Annotated in this window: 38 protein-coding genes; 32 read left to right on the forward strand and 6 right to left on the reverse strand. The window is 67.2% G+C overall.

Features of this window, described 5'->3' with window-relative positions:
• Positions 1–12: 12 nt before the first annotated feature.
• The 3 genes from BLQ62_RS00670 to BLQ62_RS00680 all read left to right on the forward strand — a co-directional run bounded on the left by BLQ62_RS00670 (position 13) and on the right by BLQ62_RS00680 (position 2,810).
• A complete protein-coding gene (locus BLQ62_RS00670) occupies positions 13–1,623 on the forward strand; it encodes a ParB/RepB/Spo0J family partition protein (protein WP_082756147.1) in 1,611 nt (536 codons plus the stop codon).
• 79 nt (positions 1,624–1,702) lie between these two features.
• Positions 1,703–2,584, forward strand: a complete 882-nt coding sequence (locus tag BLQ62_RS00675) for a ParA family protein (RefSeq protein ID WP_068563728.1) — start codon at positions 1,703–1,705, stop codon at positions 2,582–2,584.
• Between the two features lies 1 nt (position 2,585).
• Entirely contained in the window at positions 2,586–2,810 is a 225-nt protein-coding gene (locus BLQ62_RS00680) for a hypothetical protein (RefSeq protein ID WP_068563730.1), read from the forward strand.
• Here BLQ62_RS00680 and BLQ62_RS00685 read toward each other — a convergent pair.
• Positions 2,807–4,168 carry an ATP-binding protein gene (locus tag BLQ62_RS00685; protein ID WP_068563732.1) on the reverse strand — a complete coding sequence of 454 codons (1,362 nt, stop codon included), beginning with the start codon at positions 4,166–4,168 and terminating at the stop codon, positions 2,807–2,809. The genes BLQ62_RS00680 and BLQ62_RS00685 overlap by 4 nt on opposite strands.
• 279 nt (positions 4,169–4,447) lie before the next feature.
• On the opposite strand from BLQ62_RS00685, the gene BLQ62_RS00690 reads away from it, so the two are divergent.
• The 24 genes from BLQ62_RS00690 to BLQ62_RS23135 all read left to right on the forward strand — a co-directional run bounded on the left by BLQ62_RS00690 (position 4,448) and on the right by BLQ62_RS23135 (position 17,296).
• On the forward strand, positions 4,448–4,660 hold the full coding sequence (locus BLQ62_RS00690; RefSeq protein ID WP_068563734.1) for a hypothetical protein: 213 nt from the start codon (positions 4,448–4,450) through the stop codon (positions 4,658–4,660).
• Positions 4,657–5,856: a tyrosine-type recombinase/integrase gene (locus tag BLQ62_RS00695; protein ID WP_068563736.1), complete on the forward strand. Its 1,200-nt coding sequence runs from the start codon at positions 4,657–4,659 to the stop codon at positions 5,854–5,856. Before BLQ62_RS00690 ends, BLQ62_RS00695 begins: the two co-directional genes overlap by 4 nt.
• A gap of 245 nt (positions 5,857–6,101) precedes the next feature.
• Entirely contained in the window at positions 6,102–6,434 is a 333-nt protein-coding gene (locus BLQ62_RS00700; RefSeq protein ID WP_139184120.1) for a hypothetical protein, read from the forward strand.
• 273 nt (positions 6,435–6,707) lie between these two features.
• Positions 6,708–7,019 carry a hypothetical protein gene (locus BLQ62_RS00705; RefSeq protein WP_068563740.1) on the forward strand — a complete coding sequence of 104 codons (312 nt, stop codon included), beginning with the start codon at positions 6,708–6,710 and terminating at the stop codon, positions 7,017–7,019.
• 16 nt (positions 7,020–7,035) lie between these two features.
• Positions 7,036–7,575: a hypothetical protein gene (locus BLQ62_RS00710; RefSeq protein ID WP_068563742.1), complete on the forward strand. Its 540-nt coding sequence runs from the start codon at positions 7,036–7,038 to the stop codon at positions 7,573–7,575.
• Positions 7,572–7,811 (forward strand): hypothetical protein, encoded by a 240-nt coding sequence (locus tag BLQ62_RS00715; RefSeq protein WP_068563744.1) that lies wholly within the window; start codon positions 7,572–7,574, stop codon positions 7,809–7,811. Before BLQ62_RS00710 ends, BLQ62_RS00715 begins: the two co-directional genes overlap by 4 nt.
• A 288-nt stretch (positions 7,812–8,099) precedes the next feature.
• On the forward strand, positions 8,100–8,474 hold the full coding sequence (locus BLQ62_RS00720; protein WP_139184121.1) for a hypothetical protein: 375 nt from the start codon (positions 8,100–8,102) through the stop codon (positions 8,472–8,474).
• 18 nt (positions 8,475–8,492) lie between these two features.
• The gene (locus tag BLQ62_RS00725) at positions 8,493–8,777 is read left to right on the forward strand and encodes a hypothetical protein (protein WP_068563747.1); all 285 of its coding nucleotides are present in this window, start codon (positions 8,493–8,495) and stop codon (positions 8,775–8,777) included.
• 57 nt (positions 8,778–8,834) lie between these two features.
• Positions 8,835–9,152, forward strand: coding sequence for a hypothetical protein (locus BLQ62_RS00730; protein ID WP_139184122.1), 318 nt, complete (start codon positions 8,835–8,837; stop codon positions 9,150–9,152).
• 30 nt (positions 9,153–9,182) lie between these two features.
• Positions 9,183–9,737, forward strand: a complete 555-nt coding sequence (locus tag BLQ62_RS00735) for a hypothetical protein (RefSeq protein ID WP_068563751.1) — start codon at positions 9,183–9,185, stop codon at positions 9,735–9,737.
• Between the two features lie 37 nt (positions 9,738–9,774).
• Positions 9,775–10,113 (forward strand): hypothetical protein, encoded by a 339-nt coding sequence (locus tag BLQ62_RS00740; RefSeq protein ID WP_068563753.1) that lies wholly within the window; start codon positions 9,775–9,777, stop codon positions 10,111–10,113.
• A 60-nt stretch (positions 10,114–10,173) separates the two neighbouring features.
• Complete coding sequence (locus BLQ62_RS00745) at positions 10,174–10,503, forward strand: hypothetical protein (protein ID WP_068563755.1); 330 nt, start codon at positions 10,174–10,176, stop codon at positions 10,501–10,503.
• 354 nt (positions 10,504–10,857) lie between these two features.
• Positions 10,858–11,148, forward strand: a complete 291-nt coding sequence (locus tag BLQ62_RS00755) for a hypothetical protein (protein ID WP_139184123.1) — start codon at positions 10,858–10,860, stop codon at positions 11,146–11,148.
• 3 nt (positions 11,149–11,151) lie between these two features.
• Positions 11,152–11,715, forward strand: a complete 564-nt coding sequence (locus tag BLQ62_RS00760) for a hypothetical protein (RefSeq protein WP_068563761.1) — start codon at positions 11,152–11,154, stop codon at positions 11,713–11,715.
• 7 nt (positions 11,716–11,722) lie between these two features.
• Positions 11,723–12,028, forward strand: coding sequence for a hypothetical protein (locus tag BLQ62_RS00765; protein ID WP_068563763.1), 306 nt, complete (start codon positions 11,723–11,725; stop codon positions 12,026–12,028).
• A 36-nt stretch (positions 12,029–12,064) separates the two neighbouring features.
• Positions 12,065–12,238 carry a hypothetical protein gene (locus BLQ62_RS23640; RefSeq protein WP_156483166.1) on the forward strand — a complete coding sequence of 58 codons (174 nt, stop codon included), beginning with the start codon at positions 12,065–12,067 and terminating at the stop codon, positions 12,236–12,238.
• Positions 12,239–12,268: 30 nt separating this feature from the next.
• The gene (locus BLQ62_RS00770; protein ID WP_068563765.1) at positions 12,269–13,102 is read left to right on the forward strand and encodes a hypothetical protein; all 834 of its coding nucleotides are present in this window, start codon (positions 12,269–12,271) and stop codon (positions 13,100–13,102) included.
• Entirely contained in the window at positions 13,099–13,782 is a 684-nt protein-coding gene (locus tag BLQ62_RS00775) for a hypothetical protein (protein WP_068563768.1), read from the forward strand. Before BLQ62_RS00770 ends, BLQ62_RS00775 begins: the two co-directional genes overlap by 4 nt.
• Before the next feature lie 7 nt (positions 13,783–13,789).
• Positions 13,790–14,794 (forward strand): hypothetical protein, encoded by a 1,005-nt coding sequence (locus tag BLQ62_RS00780; RefSeq protein WP_068563769.1) that lies wholly within the window; start codon positions 13,790–13,792, stop codon positions 14,792–14,794.
• 35 nt (positions 14,795–14,829) lie between these two features.
• Complete coding sequence (locus tag BLQ62_RS23645) at positions 14,830–15,003, forward strand: hypothetical protein (protein WP_156483167.1); 174 nt, start codon at positions 14,830–14,832, stop codon at positions 15,001–15,003.
• A 67-nt stretch (positions 15,004–15,070) separates the two neighbouring features.
• Positions 15,071–15,559, forward strand: a complete 489-nt coding sequence (locus tag BLQ62_RS00785) for a hypothetical protein (protein WP_068563772.1) — start codon at positions 15,071–15,073, stop codon at positions 15,557–15,559.
• Positions 15,560–15,648: 89 nt separating this feature from the next.
• A complete protein-coding gene (locus BLQ62_RS00790) occupies positions 15,649–16,425 on the forward strand; it encodes a hypothetical protein (protein WP_068563774.1) in 777 nt (258 codons plus the stop codon).
• A gap of 276 nt (positions 16,426–16,701) precedes the next feature.
• Positions 16,702–16,989 carry a hypothetical protein gene (locus BLQ62_RS00800; protein WP_068563778.1) on the forward strand — a complete coding sequence of 96 codons (288 nt, stop codon included), beginning with the start codon at positions 16,702–16,704 and terminating at the stop codon, positions 16,987–16,989.
• A gap of 55 nt (positions 16,990–17,044) precedes the next feature.
• Positions 17,045–17,296 (forward strand): hypothetical protein, encoded by a 252-nt coding sequence (locus BLQ62_RS23135; protein ID WP_133298647.1) that lies wholly within the window; start codon positions 17,045–17,047, stop codon positions 17,294–17,296.
• Here the strand turns inward: BLQ62_RS23135 and istB are convergent.
• Positions 17,293–18,120 (reverse strand): IS21-like element helper ATPase IstB, encoded by an 828-nt coding sequence (gene istB / locus BLQ62_RS00805; RefSeq protein ID WP_068526535.1) that lies wholly within the window; start codon positions 18,118–18,120, stop codon positions 17,293–17,295. The two genes, BLQ62_RS23135 and istB, sit on opposite strands and share 4 nt — an antisense overlap.
• A complete protein-coding gene (istA, locus tag BLQ62_RS00810; protein WP_231703188.1) occupies positions 18,117–19,874 on the reverse strand; it encodes an IS21 family transposase in 1,758 nt (585 codons plus the stop codon). The genes istB and istA overlap by 4 nt, the downstream gene beginning before the upstream one ends.
• Before the next feature lie 504 nt (positions 19,875–20,378).
• On the opposite strand from istA, the gene BLQ62_RS23140 reads away from it, so the two are divergent.
• The 3 genes from BLQ62_RS23140 (at position 20,379) to BLQ62_RS23650 (ending at position 21,345) form a co-directional block, all read left to right on the forward strand.
• Positions 20,379–20,843 (forward strand): hypothetical protein, encoded by a 465-nt coding sequence (locus BLQ62_RS23140; protein WP_139184124.1) that lies wholly within the window; start codon positions 20,379–20,381, stop codon positions 20,841–20,843.
• The gene (locus BLQ62_RS00820) at positions 20,831–21,061 is read left to right on the forward strand and encodes a hypothetical protein (RefSeq protein ID WP_068565132.1); all 231 of its coding nucleotides are present in this window, start codon (positions 20,831–20,833) and stop codon (positions 21,059–21,061) included. The genes BLQ62_RS23140 and BLQ62_RS00820 overlap by 13 nt, the downstream gene beginning before the upstream one ends.
• A gap of 116 nt (positions 21,062–21,177) precedes the next feature.
• Positions 21,178–21,345, forward strand: a complete 168-nt coding sequence (locus BLQ62_RS23650; protein ID WP_156483182.1) for a hypothetical protein — start codon at positions 21,178–21,180, stop codon at positions 21,343–21,345.
• A 60-nt stretch (positions 21,346–21,405) separates the two neighbouring features.
• Here the strand turns inward: BLQ62_RS23650 and BLQ62_RS00825 are convergent, their stop codons facing one another.
• Positions 21,406–22,323: a hypothetical protein gene (locus BLQ62_RS00825; RefSeq protein WP_068565134.1), complete on the reverse strand. Its 918-nt coding sequence runs from the start codon at positions 22,321–22,323 to the stop codon at positions 21,406–21,408.
• A gap of 106 nt (positions 22,324–22,429) precedes the next feature.
• On the opposite strand from BLQ62_RS00825, the gene BLQ62_RS00830 reads away from it, so the two are divergent.
• Together BLQ62_RS00830 and BLQ62_RS00835 are read left to right on the forward strand one after the other, a co-directional pair.
• Complete coding sequence (locus BLQ62_RS00830) at positions 22,430–22,648, forward strand: helix-turn-helix domain-containing protein (RefSeq protein WP_068565136.1); 219 nt, start codon at positions 22,430–22,432, stop codon at positions 22,646–22,648.
• Positions 22,649–22,689: 41 nt separating this feature from the next.
• The gene (locus tag BLQ62_RS00835; protein WP_068565138.1) at positions 22,690–22,872 is read left to right on the forward strand and encodes a hypothetical protein; all 183 of its coding nucleotides are present in this window, start codon (positions 22,690–22,692) and stop codon (positions 22,870–22,872) included.
• 56 nt (positions 22,873–22,928) lie between these two features.
• Here BLQ62_RS00835 and BLQ62_RS00840 read toward each other — a convergent pair whose 3' ends face one another.
• Both BLQ62_RS00840 and BLQ62_RS00845 read right to left on the reverse strand, forming a co-directional pair.
• Positions 22,929–23,603 carry a DUF6349 family protein gene (locus BLQ62_RS00840; protein WP_115391456.1) on the reverse strand — a complete coding sequence of 225 codons (675 nt, stop codon included), beginning with the start codon at positions 23,601–23,603 and terminating at the stop codon, positions 22,929–22,931.
• Between the two features lie 32 nt (positions 23,604–23,635).
• Positions 23,636–23,944, reverse strand: a complete 309-nt coding sequence (locus BLQ62_RS00845; protein WP_068565142.1) for a hypothetical protein — start codon at positions 23,942–23,944, stop codon at positions 23,636–23,638.
• Positions 23,945–24,042: the final 98 nt, after the last annotated feature.

Below are 24,042 nucleotides of genomic sequence, written 5' to 3' on the forward strand. Positions count from 1 at the left end.
TAGGAGGCTCTGATGAGCACCAAGAAGAAGACCGTCTCCCGCCTTGGTGGATATCGCCACCTCGCAGGCGGCAACTCCGATCCCGACGACACTTCGGACGTCGGCGCTCCTGGCGGCGTCGTCGGAGGCCTTGCTGCCGCGCAGGCAGTCGCTGGCCACCGCGTGCGGCAGGTTGATCCGAAGGACCTGATCCCACACCCGTTCAACGATCCGAAGCGATCCGAGGAGAACGCAGGGGAGAAGTGGCCCGTACTCCTGCAGAGTGTCCAGGCACAGGGCGTTCGTCTTCCCGCTCTGGTGGTGACCCGTCACGCCTTTCTCGCGGCTCGGCCGAATCTGGCCGACACGCTTCCCGAGGGAACCTACGTCGTCATCTACGGCCATCGGCGCGCGGCAGCAGCTCGTGCCGCCGGGCTCACGTCGATGCCGGCCGCCGTCGACGACGAGGTGATGAAGAACAACGGCGACCTCGACCTGATGGCGCTCGAGAACATCGGCCGCGAGGATCTCGATCCCATGGCAGAAGCACGGATGTTCGCCCGGTACTCCGAAGAAGTGGGGCTGACGCAGGAGAAGATCGCCGATCGGCTGGGATTCAACCAAACCACCGTCTCTCGCCGATTGGCACTGCTGCTGCTGGGCGAGGAAGCCGTCGCCGCGGTCGAGTCCGGCCAGTTGTCGGCGACCGCCGCGGCCGCCTTGGCCGGCACCCTGCCGTACGGGCCAGTGCGGGCCTGGCAGAAGGCCGGCCGGACCGGCGAACAGAACTCCGAGGAGCGTCGCCAGGATCAGGCGCTCGCCCTGGTCCGCATCCTCGACGGGAACGAGTCCGCTTCGCGAGCGGCAGAACGGGTCCGCGACGAGCGGACATCACGCCGCCGTGCCGCGCAGCTGGGCATCAAGGTCGTCGCGGACGCTGCGGTGGAGCTCGGCGGTCCAGTCCGTGAGGTCGACTCGGACAGCGCCGACCCTGCCTCGGTCGTCGGCACGATCGACCCGGTGACCGGTTCCCTGCTGCTGTGGGGGACTGCGACCACCGTTGAGTTCGCCGCGGACGACGTGGACGCCGAAGCGCCTCCTGCGACGGTGCAGGACGTGCCCGCGTCCGAGGGCGTAACGACGGAGAGCGATCCCACGCCGCCGCGCAAGCCGAAGAAGGAGACGAAGGCCGGCGAGAAGGTCGCAGATGCGGCGACGAATCCGTCGCGCTCCGACAGCGCTCCCGCTCAGGCCCCTGGCGATCGGGAGGCCGACGAACGTGCCGAGGCCGCCGAAGGCCGCATGGCTGCGTGCGCGGCGGCGGTGCAGCAGGTGCCAGGGAAGAACGACCTCGTCGAGATCCTCGCCGCGGCGATCGCGCACGGCATCGACACCTCCTCGTCACGAGTGCAGGCTCAGGCCGACGTATGGCCACCGACAGGTGACGGCAAGGCCAGCGGCGGCTCATACGGCGCCCACGCCGCCGTGGCATGGCGCCGCGTACTCGCGGGCTACGAGGTCGCCGCGGCGGCGGCAGGGGAGCACTGGGGGCCTGCGCAGGCCACGTACGTAGAGCTGCTCGCCACCCGCGTCCGTTCCTACCAGCCGACTGCCTGGGAGCGCCGCGTTATGCACGGTGCATAACGCCAGCGTCGATATGCACGGTGCATATCGGCCCTCGAACTTCTGATCAGACTTCACTTCACGAAGCAAAGGACTTGAAATGGGAACGTACATCTACGCAGGAAACTGGGGAAGCTCAGGTAAGACCACCACAGCCGTGACCGAGGCGGCGCTGCTCGCTGCGATGGGGAAGCGCGTACGCCTGGTGGACCTCGATCCGCAGGCAAACGCCTCGACGCTGCTCGGCCATCCTCACGCCGGTCATGAGCCGGGTTCGGCGGATCCGCGATCTGTGGCTGACGTGCTGCGCGCGAAGGCCTCCGTCTCCGATGTGGAGCGCCCCGCGCGGATCGTCCAGGACATCGTCGAGGAGACCGGCGAGGCGGTCTACGACGATGCCCACGTGATCGAGAATCTGACCGTGGTGCCGGCGATCCGCAGCTCGCTCGATCAGCTCCCGGTCGAGATCGCGAGCCAGCCCGGCATGGTGATGAACCTGCAGGATGCTCTGGCGTCGGCGGACAAGGTCGACGTGACGCTGATCGACTGCCCGGGCAGCATGAACCTGTTGGTGACCGCTGGCCTCCTTGCCGCGGATCAGGACGGCGAGGACCGGGGGCTGATCACCTGCGTGAAGCCGAGCGGTAAGGAGACCGAGGGCATCCCGGATCTACTCGATCAGATCCGCGTGCTTCGGAAGATGTACAAGGCCGACATCGACTTGGTCTCGATCGTTCCGTGCCTGGTGCCGGCCAAGGGAGCCGTGTACGAGCAGCAGATGGAGGGTCTCCGATACACGTTCGGAGACCTGGTCGCTCCGCCGGTCCGGCACACCGTGATCGTCGACGAGGCGTACACGAACTACACGCCGCTGCCTTACTACGGGTACCGCGCGAAGCCCATCGTGCGGGACTACCAGGCGGTCGTGGACCACCAGATCAAGCAGGGCCTGTTCAAGCAGCGCAAGCGCGTCGCATCCTGACATGAGCCAGAAGGCCACGTCGCCAACGAACATCGACACCGACCTGCTTGCTCTGGCCCGTGCAGCGGTACGCATCGTGCAGCGCAAGACAGGGAGGCGGTACACCCTTGCCCAGTTCTTCCGGGAGGCGACGATCGCGCAGCTGAGACAGGTCTCGAGGGACTACAACGACGGGCGCCCGATCACCCCGGACGAAACGCCTCTGCCTCCGGGGCGCCCGGCCTAGTCCCCGCGCTCGTTGTCGTTCGTACCGCGCGGATCGACCTGCGGATCGCGCGCGGCCGGCGGGGGAGTGGGCTCGATTGCCGGCCCGCTGTTCGACGGGCTCGGCCCGATGGATTGGGTCGCGGCGAGGATCCGGTCCAGTGGGCTGTCCTCGTCGGGTTCCTCGCCTGGTACGAGATCGGCGTCGCGGCCGAGGACCTCGACGCGGATGTACTCGGCGAATCCGGGAGCCGTGAAGGACAGGCGCCCGTAGCTGGTGTCCTCGATGAGTCCCTTGTCGAGCAGCGAGCTGCGCACGAAGCTCAGCGACTCGGTGCGGACGTTGAGTGCCGCCGCGATGTCTCGTCGGCGGATATCCGTTTCGCCGAGAAGTGCCATCGCGCTGAGCATCCTCATCTCCGCGTCGCTCGCATCGTTCCACCGTCCGCGAAAGAAGTCCCGCTGGGTGCTCGCGAACTCCTCCTCGGCCCGCTGGACGTGCTCTGTGGTGAGGACGGTGCCGGCCGCTGGGTTGCCGGCAGCTCTCCATGTCTCATCACCGATGAGCTGGATGAAGTACGGGTAGTTCCGGCCGAAGGTGAGCGCACGAGTCGCCGCTTCGGGCGTCCAGGTGACGCCGAGGCGATTCGCTGGGCCCGAGAGGGCCGCGGCCGCGGCGCCGTCATCGAGGTTGCGGAGGTGCTTGTACTGGAAGCGCTCCGCGAAGGAGACCGCGGAGCGGATCACGTCTGGGCTGTGGCTCAGGCCAGCGGCGAAGGTCGTAGCCGGAAGGTCTGCGTCCTCGGACTGCATGTGCTGCCAGGCGTAGGCGAGGGCCTTCAGGCCGTCGGCGTCCGCAGCCTGGACCTCGTCGACGAAGATAGCGAGCCCGACGGCGCCGTCGTTCTGTGCCTCCTTGGTGGCGGCGCGAACGAGGGTCTGCAGGGCTCGGCTCGCGCCACGGCGGGCGGCCGCGACGGCAACCGGGCCAGCGGTCTTGAGGCTGAGCGGTCCTACCGCGATGGTGAGATTCTTTGCTGCAGCCGCTATTTGAGCGCGTGCCGTGTCCTGCCAGCGGTGGCTCAGCTCGGTGAACTCTGCGCTGAGGACCTCGAGGAACGGCACGTCATCGCCAGCGGTGACGAAGACCGTGGCGAAGCCCTGTTGCTCTGCGGCGTGCTGTGCAGCTCGCAGGAGGCTGGTCTTGCCGACGCCGCGGGGGCCGACATCAACGCGGATGCGGCCGTTGAACTTCTGGAAGGTGCTGACGTACGAGAGGCGTTCGTTGATCGCCTCCCCCTGGGAGGCTCGCCCGGGGAGGCCGAAATCGTGATCGGCGACGGTACCGGGCGTGTAGGGACTGGGCTGGGGCGCGGTCACAGGTGCGACGCTACCCCGATCGGCAAATAGGCGCAGATAACTCGGCCCTAGTTATTTGAACCTATCTGAACAGCACCTCGAGCGGGTCGCCCCAGAGACGATGACCAGGAACCCTGGCATCCCTGCAGCGTAGCTGCGGTATCCGACAAGTTCGGCCCCGATCACCCGCGCACCACACAGTCCCATCCTGTTCATGTGCGACAGGAAACGATAATTGCTCCTACCGCAAGCAAATTGGACACTATGCAGGTCACAAGGCATTTGATAGCGTCTACGGGTATGAAGGTGCAGGTGAGTGCTCGTGACGCGCCCGCGGCCGCCACGGCGACAGCGTGCCCGTGGTGCGCGACCGACGTGGCCACGACGGTGTGGCCCGGCGAGACCGAGCCGGTGATCGTCGATCATCCGCTGCCGGCGCCGCGCGGTCGCCTCCGCTGCCCGGCGTCCGGGCTCACCCGTTCCGAGGTCGAAGTACCAGGCGGTGAGGGGTGACTGATCCGGCGCGCCTTGTTGCGTCACGTGACCTACCGGCCGCGATCGCGGAATCCGCGACCCCGGAAGTCCCAGCTCTACCAGCGGACGTCCTGGCGGACATCGCTGCGGCCGTCGAGCGATCGCAGTCGCCGAGCACGCAACGCGCCTACGCCGGCGACTGGGCTCGGTTCGAGAAGTGGTGCCAAGAACACGGGTACGCGGCGCTCCCGGCTCATCCCGCCACCGTGGCGGCGTACCTGGTGTCGGCGGCCCGCACGCTCACCGAAGAGGGCGGGAAGGCGTACGCGCCGTCGACGCTCGGCAGATGGCTCAGCGCGATCGCCGATCGGCACCGTCGGGCCGGGGTCGCCGAGCCGCCGACAGCGCACGAGCTGGTGCGCGCCACCCTTGCCGGGATCCGCCGGCAGTACGCCGACGCCGGGGAGCGGCGCCGCCGGCCACGCGCCCCGCTGCTGACCGACGACATCGTTGCCCTGGTCGCCGCAGCCCGCGAGGATGTTCTCGGCTGGGCCGACGCAGTGCATGAGCGCCGCGACAGCGCACTGCTCCTGATCGGCTACGCGAGCGCCAGCCGTCGCTCCGAACTCGGCGCCCTCTGCGGCGCAGACGTGGCGCTGCACGAGATCGACGGTCTGCACATCCAGATCCGGCGCTCCAAGAGCGACCAGGAAGGCCAGGGATTGTTACGCGCCGTCCCGCGTGCCGAGGATCCCGCACGCTGCACTGCCTGCGCAGCAGTGCGGTGGGCCGAGGTCGTGGCGGTCGGCGATCGCTACGGCCGCCCCGGCATCATCCGGCTGCTCAGCCGGCCGGGTGCGCTCTCCGATCCACCCGTGCTCGGACACGCGTGCACCGACCTCGACGCGGCAGCGGGACGCTGGGTCGCCGGGCGCCGGCCCTTCTTCCGGGCGATCGCGCGAAACGGGCTCCTATCTGCGACCGCCTTGTCGGGGGCGTCGGTGCACTCGATCATCCAGCGCCGCGCGACCCGGGCTGGCTACAGCCCCGAAGTCGTCGAGCAGCTCGGCGGACACTCCCTTCGTGCAGGGTTCGTGACCCAGGCCATGCGCCACGGCGCCGACGCCGCCGCTGTCATGCGCCAGACCGGCCACAGCACCGAGGCGATGGTGCACAGGTACCGCCGCGAGACGGCGCCTTTGCTAGGCAACGCGGTCAACCACCTCGGTTTGTAACCTCGCGGTCCACATTCACTGTCTGGATTGCCCGTCCGGAAAGGGCTGGTGAACCCAGATGCCGCGTGACCAGGTCCTCACCCAGGGCAACGATCGGTCATACTGTGGTCAGAAGTGTGTGTAGTGGCTCACTTCCCTGATCTAAGGACAAGCGCATGGCCCGATCGACCGGCCCTTCATCTCTCCCGGTGAACACACGAATAGCTGTTGACTATAACCCGCCGAAACTGTAGGGTAAAACCATCATGCTGAAACAGAGTGAAGACCGAAAAGCTATGCAGCCCAAGAATCATGATCGCCGCGTTTTCGCGGTGATGATGCGGCGTGCCGCGGTGGCTCTCGCCGTCGGTGTGGCGTTCATGACGTGGGGCATGTGGAACTGGGAGGGTGCGTGTCCTCCGCCCTCGGACCCCACCGGGTGCTATATGACCCCGCCGGGCGGCACGGTGGAGTACGTGCTCGTAGCCCTCGGCGCTGCCACGCTGATACTGAGCGCGCTGGGCGCGTTCACGCTGGTAGACAGATTGCGCGGACGTCGTATCGGAGTACCGGTCGCCGGCGGTGGTGACGATGAATGATGGCGCTTGTCGACCCTACCTGCGTCTGAGAATGAGCAGCAGCAAATCGTCTTGATATCGAAGGAGGCGGATGGTGGAGTCAGAATGCCGTACCTGTCACGTCTGTGGCACCAGGCACTACAACGCGTGTCCTTGGCTGTGGGGCGGTGACCCCGAGCGGCCGGTCCCCGCGATGGATGGGCGCCCTGACGAGGACACCAGCATCCTGCCGAACCTGGCAGTCCAGTAGACGTCTGGAAATCGAACCCGTTCAAGAATGAGAAGAGGCACCTGATGCACGTAGACGTCATCGATCGCGAGCGCGGGCTGTTCCGCTGCGAGCACGGCGAATTCACGGAGTTCCCGGACGCACCAGCGCCCGGCCCTCTGCCACCGGTCGCGAGTTTCTCCAGGTGGTCCCCGCCTGGCAATCGTCTCCAGTACGACGGGATCGAGTACGTCGTCGTCGACCACGAAGGGCGCTCGTGGACTTACGAGCTGGAGCCGGCGATCTCCCGCGTGCCTGCCGAGACGATTCCTGCGTTCTACGAGCAGGCGGAGATGTTCGACGTCGGGCTACTGCTCCCTGACGGCCCTATCCGCTGATCGAAAGGAAGACCGTATGAACCGCGCCAAGTGGCTCGCCGTTGGTCTCGCAGTCGTGGTGGTGCTCGGCGTGATTCCACTGACCGTCCTCTGGGTCGCTCCCACGTACGGGACGAACGTGAGCGCCGTCGTGCTCATTGCGGATCTGCTGGTCTGGTTCGCCGTCTACGCATGGGTCGAGTGGGAAAACGTCAAGAGCGTCTCCACTCCCCGAGCGCACCCCGCGATCGCCTCGGCGGCGGAAGAGCCCGAGGACGACCTCGAGTTCAACATCGTCGACAGCATCTTCCGTCTCAACGCGAGCGCGCGCGGCGTCGAGACGGCGATCGCGCGACTGCGCATCGACGGAGAACTCGAACAAGAGCGGAACCCTCGCCGGCGCGCTGAACTGATCGACCAGGCCGAATTCCTTGCAGCAACGGCCGCCATCGACGACGGGGTAGCGCGCTCCCAGACGCCCTGGCAGAACATGGATCCCATCTTTGCAGCCGCCGCACACGCCGCCGCGACGACCAGAGCGCGCTACACCGAGCCCACGAGGAGAGAGTCACCATGACGGAAGCTGGTCGACTCGACGAGACACCGGCCACCCTGCGCGATGATCGGCCTCGGTGGCAGGTCTGGACCGAGACGATCTTCCGCGTCGCGTTGGTCATCGTGGGCGTGCCGGCGGTGTGGATCCTCCGCTCGATGGGGATCGTCGACATGGCCGCCTGGCACGCAGTTGTGGCTTCCGTCGTGCTCGTGGTAGTCGCAGTTCTTGGTCCACACGTCGTACCAGCCTCGATCTAGAGCCACCAAGGAGCAGAGCATGGAGCGAAAGCTAAACAGCACCACTGGCATCGCACTTGGCGTCAAACCACCGAGGCCCCTGCACCTCTCGCTGAACGCGTTTGGCGCGCGACGAGCTGGCGTCAACCTTGCCGAGGTGCACGCACTGAAGCACCGGCGGGTCACGCACCCACTGTTGGTCTTCACCGCAGACGATCTGCGGCGAGTAGCGGATCTGCACCGCCTAGTCCAGCAGCCAATGGAGAGGGGATGAAGATGGAGCCAGTTGCGCCCACCGAAGTTCACATCGTGACGTCGGGCAACTACAGCGAGTACGGAATACGCCGAGTCTTCCTCGACAAGGTCGAGGCGGCCGCATACGTCACAGCGCTCGCTGCTAGCGCGGACGTTTGGTACGAACCGAGGGTCGAGACCTGGCCCGTAGGTGATGTCGATCGTGAGATGGAAGAAACGCCTACCGCGTACTCGTGGACACCTCAAGACGGATTCACAGAAGAGTTCGCCTGGGACGTCATTAACCGAGTGCCGGCCGGAGCGCGTGCACACGTCGTCGAACGAAGCGCGAGCCGCGTCGTCGTCGGCGGATACTCGGAGCACACGGTCCGAAAGACCATCTACGACGAGGTAGGGCAGGTCAAGGCCGAAGCCGCCGGCATCACATAGGAACCGAAGGAGACCACGATGAGCGTTCGGAAGACAGCGCACCTGGCGGAGGTTGCGCCCCGCGGCCGGGACGGATTTCCTCTCGCGCCCGGTGCCGCGTGCTACCTGCTCGACCCGCCGCACGCTGGCGTCAAGGTGGTAACGATCGGCAAGATCGACCCGGTCGGCACCTGGGGGAAGTCGATGCCCATGCAGATGTGGTCCGCCGCCGACGGCGCATCTGTTCCGGGTGCAGGAATCGGGCACCCCACAGCGACTCACGCCGATCTGCTCGCGCAGCTCGGCTACGAGGTCGCGCGCTGATGTGGCGTCCGGAATCCACCAACGAGACCTGTCACACCCGCAGGAGAGAGTGCAGTCATGAATCTATCTGAGGTGTTCACCGCGGTCGCGGCACTCGCTGTTGTGGTCGTGTGCGTGTGGGTCTATCGGGCTCCGTCCATCACGCGCGACCTCTCGGGGTGGATCTCCGTGCCGATCGCCGTGGCCGGCGTGGCGAGCTTCTTCGCGCTGCGGACGAGCGAATCGTGGGGTGTGTGGCTCGGCAGCGTGGTCCTGGTGACGATCGCGATTGGGGCGCTCGGGGCGGTGATCGTGTTGGTCTTCACGCGACCCGCGCAGGAGAAGCGCTCCGACCCGGGCAAGTCCATCGGTCCCGACATCGAGCGCATCCCGTAATCCGAAACCAAGCGAAGGCCTGGATCCCCCATGAACGCACCGCAACTGGTCGGCCACACGTCCGACGGAACGGCCGTATGGCACACCGGAACTGCCTCCCCCTCCGATACGCCCAAGGGGCTCTATACGCTGACCGCAAGGGACGCCCTCTACCGGGGCATCAAGGCCGAGCAGTTGACGCAGGCGATCACTTTCGGAATCGACGTGCCACCGGGAGAGCCGTTCTTCGCGTCACAGCTTCCGGACAAGCCGTGGGAGTACGCGGCAAGCGACGGGGCACCGGCTGTGCTCCTGGTCCTCGACCGGGCGGTCGCGGAGCGGAGCTTCTTCCTTCCCGACGAAGACGGTGCTGCGGCTATCGCGCCGGACAAGTCCGTCTACCCCTACGAGTACACCGATGCTGACGGCAGCGTGGTCCATACCCGCTTCAATCGGGAGGCCCTTCGGGGCGCGACGAGCGCGGACGCAGAAAGCTACTACGGGTACTGGATCTCACCGCAGTACCTTCCTGAAGCGCTGTTGGCGGTCGTCATCGGAGGCCCGCGGGATCAGGTATCCACCGTGCTCGACTCTATCGCCCGCTAGCACTGCCAATAGGCCATTCTCAGAGAGGATTACGACTATGACCACGAACGAGCCTCGGACGCTCGCCGAGCTACTTGCGGCGGTACCTGACGAGGAGGACCGCCAGCATCGCGCGGACGACCTGAGCGAGCGTGTGCAGCTCGTGCGAGCCGAGGGCTGGGGGCCCTTCAGACACACGTGGTCGAGCGGCGAGGTTGTCGGCGTCGCCCTGGTTCTCGAGGACGGTGCGCTTGTCGACGAGGTCTCGGGCAGCGAGACCGCCGCGCTCGACACCTGGGCGGCGAGCCTCTGGGGTGTCAACGGCGGTGCTGTCGACGCCGAGACCGGACACCTGCGCACTCGCGGATGGTTCGACACGGTCCGCGCCATCGTGTGAGTAGTCGCACAGATCTACCAGGAAGAGAAGGAAGTAGTCATGGCACGAAGCAACGATTCAGTGATCAACCGCACCGCTGTGGATCTGGTGAATCTCGACGCAAACGGGCAGTACGCGCCGGGCGTCGAGAGGTACCTCACGGAGGGCGCGATCGCCGACTTGCGTGAGCGCACGAACGGGCCGCGGTCGTCGCGGCGTCTGCGGATGTTCGTTGACGGCGAGGAGGTCTCGCCCGGCAAGTTGTCGACGGTGCCACAGGTGGGTGACATCGTCTGGAACCTCAGCCTCATCGAGGGGCGAACTCCGCTCGGCCGGGTGGTGGCGATTGAGGACACCGACACCGAGCGGATCGTGCGCCTGGTGCGCGTGGGCGAGGTCGGCGATGAGTGAGCGTGACGGGGTCGCGGCGGCCAGCGTGCCGCCGCAGCGGCCGTACACGTTCTACTGGACTGGTGGCCCCCGGGAGGTCGTGCTCGGGGCGACGTGGTCCGAGGCGATGTACAAGACCGGGTGGAGCGGCGGCGATCCGTGGGATCACCGTGACGAGGGCGAGACGTGGCGCCGGCAGGAACCCGATGGGACGTGGGGCGAGTTGATCGCTGCGCCACTGATCCGGCCACAGCGAAAGCCTGGGCTGCTGGCTCGGCTTTTCGGCCGAACATAGGAACATGTCAGCCCCATCGGCGACGATGGGTGGACGGGACGCCGTGTAGTGGCGGTGTCCACGAGGACGAGGACAAGCGCATGACGATCAAGAGGAAGATCCCCTTCAGCGCGGCGGCGCGGGTGTATCCGCGTGGTGCTGCGTACGCGGCGTTGACGTGCCTGGGGATGACGGTGTTCATCTACTGCGTGGCGGTGGCCGGCATGAAGCAGGACGCTCAGAACGGTCCGGAGTTCTGGCGGCTGTTCGGCTCGTATGGGACCTGGCTGACCCTGTTCGGCGCGGCGTTCGCTTTCGGTGTGGGGCTGATGTGGACCGGGTTGAAGCTCGCGATCCCTGCTCGTGCGTCGTCCGCGGGCGAGGGGCGGTAGACCATGAGCAGTCGGAGCAAGTCGACGATCACCACCGACGAGCTGCGCGGTCGGCTGAGCTGCGAGCGGCGTCTGTTCGCCCATGACACTCCGATGCAGTGCGAGTTTCACGTGTGGGTGCGCTCGGCGATTCGCCGGCTGGAGGAGCCGCATACTCCTGCTGAGGCTCGGCAGGTCTTCGAGGAGTGGCTGGTCCACCGCGCACCGTTCGTGCGTCCGCTCAAGGAGCGGCTGCTGCCGTGGCGCTGGGGCAAGAACCTGGCGCCGCTTCCGTCCGGCCTGCGGCTCGTCGATACCGGTGGCCTCTATGAGGAGGACCTCGATGCCGTGGAACGCCGCTTGGCACTCAGTGTGGTGGACTCCCTTCAGGTGGCTGTTGCACCCGGGATCGAGATCGCGCGCGAGGCAGCGCAGGCCGCGATCGACGGCGACAGCCGGTCGGGCTCGACGGTCAGCAAGCGGGATCGCGTGCTCGCGATGACCGATGAGGAGCGTGCTCGCGCAGGCGTCTTCATCTTCGACCCAAGCCGGTACCGCGCCGGGCGCGACGCTGACGACGAGATCTGAAGGGGTCATGATGGAACCTGGCGTGTGGATTCTCTGGATCGGGCTCTTGTTCGTGATGTGTATGGCGATGGCGACGGCGCTGCAGCGGCCGACGCTGGCAACGGTCGCGGGCGTGTTCGCGGCGTTGACGCTGATCGTGTACGCGGTGTTCGCGGCGACAGCAGGGGAGTACATCGGGACGGTGCTGACCGTCGCGGCCGCGGGCGGCATGGTCTGGGTGGCGATTCTGATCAACTATCCGTTGTACCGGTGGTTTTTCCGCCGACTGCACCCGAAGGGCCGGGCAGCGGCTCGATCGGCAAGCAACGACTAACTGACCGACGACCAGCGGAAACAGGAGGCATCGTTCATGGCGAACGAGTCGTGGGAGGGCTACTCGATGGAGGACCTCGCGGGCGAGATCCGCGGGCGGCTCGACGACATCATCTACTACCTCGGGAAGGATGATCGCCGCGGCGCGGAGATGAAGGCCGAGTGGCTGGCGTCGGCCGCGCAGGAAGTCCTCGACCGAGTCCGACCTTGACCACCTCTTTCCGTCAGTGAGGATCGACGTATGGCTGTGATTGGACCCGCGCACTTCCTTCTCCACGACGATGTCGTCGGCGCCTTCGGGCGGGAGCTCATCGAGCGGGAGGTCGTCGGTCGCTACACGGCGGCCGGGGAGTGCCCGATCTGCCAGGTGCCGTTGGCGCCGAGCGTCCGGGATGGTGCGCGGACGCTGACGGTCGCGACGACGGTGCCGGCGGAGACCGGAAGCCCCTTCGCGGGCGTCGTCGCGCTGTACGCCGCGCATCTCGAGTGCGCGCCCAACCGTGGCTTTCTCAGCTTCGGAGCGAGTTTGATCGCGCCTTCGACCTACCAGTACTTCGGCGTTGCGATGCCCGTGGCTGACGCACCGAACGCTCTGGTGATCGTGGTCAATCCGTCGGTCGACCAGGTGCACCTGACGCGCATGAGCGTCAACGACGAGTGGAAGGTGCTGGGCAGCATCCATGGCCTCGGCGATCCCAGCGAGGGATGGTTCAAGATGACCGGCGGTACGGTCCTGCCCGACATGCCGAAGATGGTGGGCACCTTCGACATCACGACGGGCCACGTGAGACTCAACGGCGGGTACACCCTGGATGTGGAGGCCACCGAATGGCCCGCAGATCTGCAGATCGCCACGGTGCTCGTCTCGGAGCGGCTAGCGATCCCCAGCGGTGCATCGCGTCAGGGGTTGCTGGCCGCGCTGGAGGACTTCATGAAGTACGGGCACGCTGGCCAGCTCGAGATCGTAGGCCGTGCGCCCGCAGCGCCGGTAGGAACACCGGCTCCCGATCCGGGTGTGCGGGCGGATGCCGCGCCGCGGCGTCGGTGGTGGCGCCGTGGTGGTGAGCGGCGATGAGACGGGAGAAGACGCCGCACCTGGCGGCCTGGCCCGCGCGCCCCAGTGCCACGTTCACCAGCACCCTGATCTGCGAGCCGCAGCTCTTGGACGCGGAGCGCCTCGAGGAGCACGGCTTCCGGACGAGCCGTGACGCGCATCGTGTCGCGGTCTACGGCGGTGTGGAGATCTGGCACACCGAGCTGGTGTCCGCGCGCGAGTGCCCGTACTGGCCTCCCGGGCGCGACGGTGCGCGACTGGTCTACCGCGGCTTCGACTTCGACAAGCTCGCGGTGGCGCTGTCGGCGGGACTGGACTATCGCGGCTCAGGTGCGTTCTTCGGGTCGACCTTCGAGGACAAGGCGTGGGAGTACCCGCCCTCGCGGGAGGTCGCCGCGGTGTTGATCTTCGACGGACACCGCCTCGAACCGAGTTGGGCGATCGCCGGTCCCGGCGTCGATCCGACGGGCTACGCGTGCACCTACGTCGACGAGGGCCGCGAGATCCACACCCGCTTTCCCCGCGGCCGAGGCACCCGCACCTTCGCTGACGAGGCGTCGTACGGCTACTTCGCTCCGGGGAATCCTCGGGAGGCGTTGCTGGGCGTGCTGATCGGCAGCGCCGAGACGGACTGCCGCCGGCTTCTTCCGGATCTGCCGGGCTTGGTCTTCGATCCGGTCCCGGACCGGCCCGTTCCCTGACCTCGGCATGATCGGCGACGGCAGCTCCGAGCAGACTGGGCCGCGCGATCGCGCGACGTGGTCCCTGTGGGTGGACTGGTGTACCGCCGTCGGCGGCGTCCCGGTGCCGGCTGAACCTGAGCAGCTCGCCCAGTTCATCGCGGCCAACCCTGCCGCCGTCGGCACGCAGCGCCGCCGGGTCGCGGTGATCAACGCGGCGCACCGTCGGGCCGGTCACCGGCCGCCGGGCCTGGCCGAGGTGGTGCGTGAGCACATCGACGCTTCGAGGGCCGCGCGGCGCCGCCAACTCACGGCGATCGCGGCCGACGTCGTCGAGCATCTCCCCACGGAGGGCTGGCCTGTGGAGCTGTTCGCACTGCGTGACTCGCTACTGCTGGTGCTCGCGACGAGCGGCATCCGGTCGGCCGCGTTGGCACGGCTGCGAGTCGGTGACGTGTTCGTCGACGACCACGCTGACCAGCTCCACATCGCGGCCGACGGCGCGGGGGACTTCGCAACCGATCCGGCTCTGGTGGACCTCGGCATCTCCCCGATGGCGGTGCTCGAGCAATGGCTGCCGCTGCGCGCGCTGCAGCACCACGTGCCCAGTCCGAGCGTGACCGCCTCCGCGCTGCGTGGTGACCCAACGCCCAGGGTGCCGGCGGCACCCGACGATGCGCCGCTGTTCGTGCCGCTCGACGGGTGGGGCGTGCCGCCGCTCGACACGAGCGTGCACCTGAGCGGGCCGATCGTCGCATCGGTGTTGCGCGCTCATCTGACGGGCGGCGCGCCGCCTCATCGTCGCGTCGCGCAGCGGCCCGCGCCGAGTTCGTCGCCAGCCCCGGACGTGGTGGAGGAGCCTTCGCCGGCGCCCCTCGATCCGGAGAGTTGGGAGCGGGGCCTCGCCGCGCGGCGCGCCGCGAAGTCGGCGCTCGCTGACGTCGACGATGTCCTCGACGCAGTCGAAGCTGAGGCGAGTCGTCGTCTCGAGGATCTGCTGCGGATCCTCGAGGAGGAGAACGCACGAGGTTGAGGGAACCGAGCCGGTGGCTGGTGCGTCTAATCGGTATGGAGGATGAACTGCTCACGCGAGCACTCGATGCCCTGCTCGCCGCTGAGGCTGGCCGTTTCGATCCGGTACCGGACAGTCCCGAGTTGGATGCACGTATCGTCGCGGCGCTGCGGAATGCACCTCGCCCGGAGCGTGAGGGGACGATGGTGGTGAACATGCACCGCGCATAACCGAAGACTGTTGCTTATAACCCGCTCTTAGTGTAGGTTATAGGCAACAGATAAGGAGGTGTGCACCATGAATGCAGGCACGTCAGGCACGGTACAACTGGACCTGTTCGGCGAGGTCGAAGCTGAGGAGCAGGCGCAGCTCGCGCAGGCCGCGCTCGCCGCAGAGCGCGCCGCGGCCTTCGAGCAGCTCGTGAGCACGGCGGTGGTGACGGCAGCCGAGGCAGAGGCCGCAGGGATCTACAACGTCAAGACCGAGACGACGACGGTGTGGATCTGCCCCGCGTGCGAGGGCTGGGAAGCCAACGACTACCTGCTCTCGCAGAACCACGGCATCGGACCTCACTACCTCACCCGGGACGAGGACGGAGAATGGCACGACGGACGCTTCGGGCGGACCTGGTGCATCGCTCTCGACCTGACCGCCAACCATGCGACCTACGGCGAGGGGTGGCTACACCCGAGGCAGCACGCGATGATCGCGCGACTGCGACCCGAGATCCGCGCGCTCTACGACGACGCTGTCGCGTCACGGCCCCGGCGCGGCCCGGGCGCATAGCACCCACCAAAACATGTCAGCCCTACCGGGCATGATGAACAACGACGTGGCTGCGTAGTGGCGGTCACAGACAGATAGGACAAGCGCTCATGATCACTGACACGATGTACGCCGCGGACCCGCAGCAGCCAGCCTCGATCGCCGATCACATGCTGCAGACGATGCTGCAGACCATGCTCCCCATCATGATGATCGTGGGGGGCTTTTGGCTCGCCTACGTCCTGATCAAGGCCGTATTCCTTGGCGGCGGAAGCAGGGTGATCTACCGCGATCGCCCCGTCGAGCGGCCGACCGTCACGGCGGCGGTGCGGGACAAGGAGCCCCTGGCGGAGATCGCGGCGACGTGGAAGTCTGCGTGCGCGGCGCGCGACGAGTTCGTGGAGGGCTTCACCGAGTTCGAGGTGGGCAAGAACGCCCTCGAGGACCAGTTGTTCAAGCGGTGCCTGCTCAAGGACGTCAGCGAACCACTGACCGCGGCATGGCTGGATGCGAAAGAGGACTTCGACGCGCGGTTCCCGGCGGCTCAGCCGAAGTCAGCGGCGGATGCCGAAGCGGCTCTGCAGCTCGCTCGCACGACGCGCGATGCCTGGCGCGCTGCCGAGAAGAACGCGCGGACGAAGGGCATCGGCTCTCTCAGCGATGCGGATGCCGCGCGACTGGACACCGCACAGCGGCTGCTCACGGCGGCGCGGGATCGCGGCACGTCGGCGGAAGAGCGCCGCACCCAGGTGCTGAAGATCTCCAAGATCCTCGGCGACCTGCACCACCGCCCGCCGCAGGAGGTGACCGTACAGATCGAGAAGTCCCTCAATCCGTGGCTCAAGAGCATCGGCGCACCGTCGCTGAACCTGGCGATCGAGGCATAGGGGATCCGACGATGTCCGCGTATCCGAGCCCTGACGAACAGATCGCGCCTTCGCCAACCGCCCCAGAGGATCGCTACTACGACGAGAGCCTGCTGTGCACCGCGTGCGGTGAGCACTTCGCCGATCCTCACGCCCCCGAGTGCGACGAACAGTTCGAAGCGGCCCACGGGGACGACGATTCTGTGGCCGCAGCGCCCTTCTAACGCCTCGTCGGGTCCCCAGGTGCCGGGCGCAAGACGCGCGGGCGTGTCAGACCCAGCTGGGACAGTCGTAGGCATGACTGGCATCACTGGTCGCTCCAAGGATCTTGGCTCTGCCGATTTCGGTGATCCGGCCGCCGCGGTGGTGGTGGAAGCTCGGCGGGATGGGCGCGCCGTCCGCATCCGAGTCGGTGAGACGGTGGCGGTGCTGACCCCGGCCCAGGCGTACGAGGCCGCGGCGCAGCTCGACGGTGTGCTCGACGAGCTCTCCGTTGCGGCACAGGTCCGGACGCCCGCCCGCCTCATGCAGGCGCGGGTGGCGCGCCACCTGGATGGCTATGTCAAGTTGATCTGGCCCCGGTAGGGCGGTTTCATTCGGCCCCACCTGAGTGGGGCCCTGAGCCGCTAGAGTCCGGGGTGTGGATGGGCGGCCGCGGGTGCGCAGTGTGGTTGCGCCGACTGGTTGGGATCGCGAGTCGGTGCGTGCGTATGCCGAGTTCGTGATCGCGCGTGATGATCAGCTCGGTGATCAGGTATCGGTCCGGGTGAAGATTAAAGACGGGGAGCCACTGCCGAACCTGACGACCCGGTGGACCGTGGTTTATGTCACTCACCAGAACCGGGCCTTGCGCCGGCATCTGTCGGTAGTCAAGGACGAACGCCGCGCTTAGCCCGCGGTAGCTGCTGCTTCGGTGTGAGCCAGGCGGTAGCTGTGAGTGCCGGTTTCGATGATGGTGCCGCGGTAGGTGAGCCGGTCGACGATCGCGGCGCAGAGTCGTGGGTCGGTGAAGGTGTCTGTCCAGCCGGAGAAGGACTGGTTGGAAGCGATCGCGACGCTGTTCTTCTCTTCGCGTTCGGTGAGGACTTGGAAGAGCAGTTCGGCGCCGCGGCGATCGAGTTCCATGTAGCCGAGCTCGTCGATGATGAGCAGGTCAACGCGGCCGTAGCGGTTGATGGTCTTCGCGAGCTGCTTCTCGTCAGCGGCCTCGACCAGCTCGTTCACTAGTTTGGTGGCGAGGGTGTAGCGGACTCTAAAGCCTTGCTCGGCGGCAGCGGTTCCCAATCCGATCAGCAGATGGGATTTGCCGGTTCCGGAGTCGCCGATGAGGCAGAGCGGCAGTCCGTGGCGGATCCAGTCGCCGGTGGCGAGCTGGTGGATGGTGGCGGGTTCGATGTCGGGGTTGGCGTCGAAGTCGAAGTCCGCCAGCCACTTCTCCCGCGGGAACCCCGCGGCTTTGACGCGGCGAACAGTGGAGCGGCGGTCCCGGTCGTCGACTTCGGCGAGCAGGAGTTCGGCGAGGAACCCCTGGTAGGACAATTGCTGCTTGGCGGCGGCGGTGAGGTGCTGGTCGATCATCGACCGCACTGTCGGCAGGCGTAGGCGCCGGCAGGCCTGGTCAACGGCGGCGAGGGCGGCTTCTTCGGTGAGGCCGCCCCGGCGGCGCAACGACGGGGCCAGCGCATTCGTCTGGTTCTTATTGGCGGTTGCGGTCATAGCCGGGTGGGCCTTTCAATCGGTGGTGGGTCCAGCGACTCAATCGGTGGTGGGTCCAGCGACGCAGGTAGCGCGTCGGAGGCAGTGCGTCGCCGGTGCTGCGGGAGCAGGCGGTCGTAGGCCGTAACGCTGGGCAGCGGTCGCCGGTCGGGTGGCAGGCCGGCGATCACCGCCGCGGGGTCTGCGAGCCGTCGTTGGGTGAGGCTGACAACTCGTTGCTCGCGTCGTTCGGCATGGCGATCGAGATGACGGCCAGCGTTGGCCCCACCTGTCTGGTCGGCAGCGACCGAGGCGTGCGCGAGCAGGCGGGCTTCGGCGCGGCGAGCCTCAACGGCGACGACCTCGGCGCTCACCGCCCCGACCCGCAATGCAGCATCGATGCCGGCGATCACCGCCGCGGCGGGCAGGCTGCGGTGCAGCAGCAGGACGTCGATCAGCTCGCTGGTGCCGTCGGTGTCGCCGTTGACTCGTCGGGCGGCGGCCCAGAACGCATCATGGCTGGCGGTGAACACCCCGGCAGCGCGGGCCTGCGCCAACGCCGTTGATCCCGGCAGGGCACCGGGTTTGAACTTGAGCACCTCGAGGTAGTGGTCGAGGTCGATCTTCGCGGTGCCGCGGCCGGCGACCCGTGGATGCCGCGCGACCAGGGTCCGGCCGTCGTAGACCAGCAGCTGGGAGGCTTGTAGTGAGACGCGGACTCGGCGGCCGATCAGGTGCGCCGGCACCGAATACTTCACCATCCGAACGGTGATCATCGCCGACCGATCGACCCGTGGTGTGAGGATCAGGCCCGGGTCGAAATCCTCCACCGGCAGCGGCGCGAGCGCTGCTCGGTCGTGCTCGTAGTCCTGGCCGATGGTGCGCAGTCGTCCGTCGATCCGGCGGCCCTCGTCGCGGTCCTCCCAGGCTTTGATCTGCTCGTTGAGCTCATCGAGGGACTCGACCTGCGGCATTGGGGTCAGCCGGTTGCGGCGGAACCATCCGACCTCGCCTTCAACGCCGCCCTTCTCGTGCGCCCCGGCGATGCCGGGCTGGCAGTAGAACGGATCGAATCCGTAGTGCGAGTGAAACAACGTCCACCGCGGGTTCTCCTGTCGCCGCCGGTCTCCGCCCTGCAGGACCGCGACCACCGCCGAGGTGAGATTGTCGTAGCGGATATGCCGGGTCGGGACCCCGCCGAGCTCGCGGAACGCCTCGACGTGCCCTTCGAGGAACGCTTCCTGCCCGCCGGTCGGATAGACCCGGTGAATGGCCTTGCCCGAGTGCGAGAGCCGGTAGACGAACATGTGGCACTTGGTCTTCACCCCGCCCAGGATCACCCAGACCTCGCCGAAGTCGACCTCCGCCTCCGCGCCCGGGGCGTGGTCCTGGGCGATGAACACCTCCGTCCGGCGGCCGGCCTCCACCTCGATCTGCGCCCGCCGGACCCGCACGTAGTCCCGCACCGTCGAATACGACAACTCGACCGCATCGTGCTCGATCGCCAGGCGTTCCCGGATCCGCGTCGCGGTGTGCCGCTGCTTACGCGGAGCATCCAGATCCGACCGCAACATCTCATCAATCGCCGCCTTGAACCGGTCCAACCGCGGCGACGACCGCTCCGGCGTCTTCCGCGGCGGCGGCTCCGCCGATGACAACGCCTGCCGCACCGTCCTCCGGTGCACGCCATGCTTGCGAGCCAACGCCCGGATACTCATGCCCTCGACCCGGGCGTCCCGCCGGATCTGCGCGAACAGCTCCACCTTCGATCCCATCATTGGCCACCACCTGCTTCGGCTCGGAAACGATGTTCACGAGCAACCATCAGGTGGGGCCAGATCAAACCGTCGCAACACCACCGGCGAGTCGCAAACGGGGCCAGGTCTAGCCGTCGAGCCGGGGCCTCTTCAAGCTGTCATAGCCAACCTGGAAAGCATTCAGCGCGCCGTCGATCAGCTCTAGCAGGCTTTGTCGATGCGCATGGCGCCATCGTCCATACTGGTCACGGGTGTGTGTAGTGGCTCACCCCTTCAACGCAAGGACAAGCGCATGACATCTGAACTGAAGGCGCGCCACCGAGCACTGCTCGTGCTCGGCGCAGCGTCCGTGGCTTTGTTCGCCGCTGGCTGCGGATCCTCCACAGCGGAGCGGCCCGTCGCGGCCGAAACCCCGACCTCCGGCGCGCAACCAGGAGCCTTCGCCGCGGGCGGCACCTCCGAGCAGCAGCCACGGCCTGGCGAGCAGAATCCACCGGCCGGGGACGGTGGTCCGGTCTGGCCTTGGATGAGCCCGGCAGCTCCACAGCCGTCGACGCCGCCGGCACCGCCCGGGACGCCGATACCGCCGGTTGGTGCAGCCCCGGCGCCGCCGGTCGCGATCACGAAGACGGTGACGTCGACGGTGCCAGCACCGCTGGCGCTGCCTCCGATCACCGTTCAGGTGGTGCCGCCTCCGATCGTCGTGACGACTTCGCCGGCGACCACGACACCGCGCACTGGGACGGCCGGCTCCTCGTCGACCGCGGCGACCACGACGCGGCCGTCATCTACGAGTGCATCCTCGGCGGTGCGCTCTTCGCCGTCTCCGTCGACGCCGGCCTCGAGTGCGAGCGTCGTGCCGACGGCGCGCTGCTGGCTGTTGTGCTGATCGCGGCCCACGTGCTCGCGGTGCGGCACCAGGCCCCGAGTGGGAGCGGTAGCGTTTGTGACGCGAACACTCGAGGGAGAGAGTCATGGCAGAGGTGACAGCGGCGCAGCTCAGAGAGGGCGACCGAATCGTCGACAACGATGGCAACATCGCAGAGCTTGTGGGGATCAGCCGGGCCGCGGAAGACGTCGGGCCGAACAAGGCGTCCGCAGCCGACTTCCGTTTCGAGCTACGAGGGGTCTTCGGCTATCGGGTCGGCCAACACTTCTTTCACCCGAACGTGCCGGGCGATCTGACGTATACAACGCTCGACTGAACACGGCTTCGGCTCGATAGTTGCGTACCGTCTGAGGACCGTTACCGTACAGCCTTGCGTACCGATGTCGAGGATCTAGGGTTTCGGCTCGTTCGTCCAGGAGCGGAGGTAGGTAGATGTTCGAGGTGTTCATGTTCAGCCGCGAGGAGTGGCAGATCCTCGGGGTGATCCTCGGGTGCGCGTTGGTCGCGTTGCGACTGGGGCAGATGCTGCGGGTGCAGTCGTTCGCTCTCGTGAAGGCAAGCCTGGCAGTGTCGTTCGTCGTCAGCGTTCTCGTGATCTAGCGCCCCCAATACACGACTGCGCCCCGCCCCTCGATGAGGGCGGGGCGCATCAGATGCTCACTACTCGACGGGCTCTCGCGCTGCCGTGGCGACGAGTCGGCCGTGTCCGTGATCGAGCCACGACGCGCCGTTCGGATCCGGCAGGCGGTGGAATGCCTTCATCACGTTCCGCACCACGTGCACCGTCCCATCGCGGCCCGCCAGCTCCTGCAACTGCGTCAGCGCGGCGTCAGCGTCAAGCCCGCGGGCGAGCTGGGCACCGTCGGCGGCGGTGACCGTGAACGACCCCGTCGGGGTGAGGTCGTAGCCGCCGATCGGCCCCGCACACTCCATGCCTTCCATGAGCCCCGGGAACGCGAAGTGATAGAGCGTCCGCGCGAACGTCGCCGGGTCCTGCAGGCCACCCTGCATCGGAACGACCATGACCTGCTCCTCGCGCTGCACCGACCCGGGACGCCCGGGCAGGACCGGCACCGTCAGCAGCCGCAACCAGCAACCGAAGGCGGGAGCGGTCACCAGCTCCAGCCGGTACTGGTCGAGGTACCCGCGGTAGTGCAGCGTCCCGTCCTCCTGCTCGCGCCACTCCCGACGCAAGTCCTGCTCGACATCCGTGATGGCGAGGCCGTTCGCGCGATAGATGCCGTGTGCGACCTGCACCAGCCATGGCCACGCGACGTCGTCGATCCACCCCGCCGGGAACGGAACCCGCTGCCACTCAGGGTCGCCCGACAAGCGCCAGTCGATCGCCACGGCCGGATCCGAGCCCAGCCCGGAGAATGCCGGCTCCGCGCCGCACACCTCGCACGAGAGGTCTTCCAGGGTGGCCATCGTCGGCGAGAATCGCGTCCACCACCCCTGGGAGTCCGTGCGGACCTTGAACTGCCCCTTCTGCATGCCGCCGATCGCCGCGCGCAGCTCCGCACCAATGTGCTTGCCGCACAGGATGCGATCGTCGTCGCCGCTCATCCACAGATCCATCTTCGATTCCTGCCTTTCGATTCGCCGGGCACCTCCCGACTGTTGATTATAGTCTACAGTGCTAGAGGGTTTTAAGCAACATGCAATGTGGGGTATAGTCCACAGCATGAGGGAATACGAGGACCGCTTCGTCGAGCTGGGCAGGCGGCTCGCTGCCGCTCGCGACAAGAAGGGCCTGAACCAGGCGCAAGTAGCCCGCGACCTGAAGATCGACCGCTCCAATCTCGTCCAGATCGAGCAGGGAGCCAAGAACCCGACCACCGCCACGCTCTACAAGCTCGCGGACCACTATGGCGTCAAGCTCGGCCGCCTGATCCCCGACTGACGAGGGTCGGTCCTGGCGAGCGATCGAAGAGGAGAGGCGTCATGAGCAAGCACGAGAAGCCGCGCGACGAGACCCAGCCGCAGGCACCGGAGGCCTGGTTCGACGAGAGCGCGATAGAGGCGGCAGCGAATCCGCCGCAGGCGCCGGCGAGCTGGTTCGGCGGGACCGAGCGGGCGGCGGCGGATCCTCGGCAGGCCCCGGAGGTCTGGTTTCCCGAGCAGTAGAACGCGATGAAGGCTCCGCAGCCCTGGGTGCTGCGGAGCCTTCATCGTGTCCGTGCCTAGTTCGTCGGGTTGAGGGGGTACTCCTCGAGGCTCTGGGCGGCGATGTCGTAGCCACCCCAGGGGGAGCGCCCTTGCACGGCGCCGATGCCGTGGCGGGGCCGGTAGCGGCGGGTGATGATGGGCCAGCCGTGCGGGCGCGGACCGTATGCCTTGTCGACCATGGTGGTCCACGTCTTGGTGGCGTTCATCCGGTCGTCGTACTGACGTGGCTCGACGATGGGGGATTCGCGCCAGCCGGGGTGGGCGTGGTCGAGCCCATCCATGGCGGCGCGCTCGCGCTCGATGTGCTCTCCGTCAGCCTCCCAGTCGCAGCAGAGGCAGAAGGCGCGGTGGACCAGCTCACCCATGCAGTAGCAGTTCACCCCGTAGCGGTGACCGGGGGCATCGCAGCGCAGGTCGGCGCTGAGCACGATGGGCTGGCAGGTCTCGGTCGGGTCGCCGATCGGGAAGCGGGTGTCCCAGCCCTTGACGATGAGGGCACAGCCGAACGGGACGATCGGCTTCCACTCCTGCATCCAGGCCGAGTAGGCGGCGAGGCGGGCGCGCAGGCCGCGGCCAGGGTGGGCGTAGAGCTTCGGGATGCCGGTGGCGAGCTTGGCGGCGGTGGTCGCTGCCTTCTCGTCGGCGGCGAGCATCTCGAACATGTCGAGCTGCATCGTCTGTCGCTTCACGGGGACTCCTTTCGGAAGGTGGGTGTTGCGGATTACCAGAGACCGGGCTGGCTGCAGGTGCTGTCGAGCCACTCGCGCGCGATCGTCTCGAACTCCGGTTGGGCTTCGCGGTGGTCACCATGGCGGCGCCAGGCCTCGTAGGCGCGATCGCGGTACTCCTGCGGGATGGTGGTGAAGATTTCCTCCATCCGGCGGGAGGTCATGGTGCGTCCGTCGGCAAGCCGGATCCAGCAGGACGCGTTGCGCGGGATGCAGACGAGCGCACTGGCAGGGAGGTAGATGTTGGTGCGCAGGATGTGCAGTTCGTCGTCGGTGATCTCAGTGGCGTCCGCGGTGGTCATTTCTGGTCCCTTCTCGGTCTAACCTGTTGCTTTTAGTCTACAGTAGATGTAGATTAAAAGCAACAGGTTAGACCGAGATCGGAACGGTGCCGAAGGAA

The organism is Tsukamurella pulmonis (assembly GCF_900103175.1).
GTDB classification, from domain to species: domain Bacteria; phylum Actinomycetota; class Actinomycetes; order Mycobacteriales; family Mycobacteriaceae; genus Tsukamurella; species Tsukamurella pulmonis.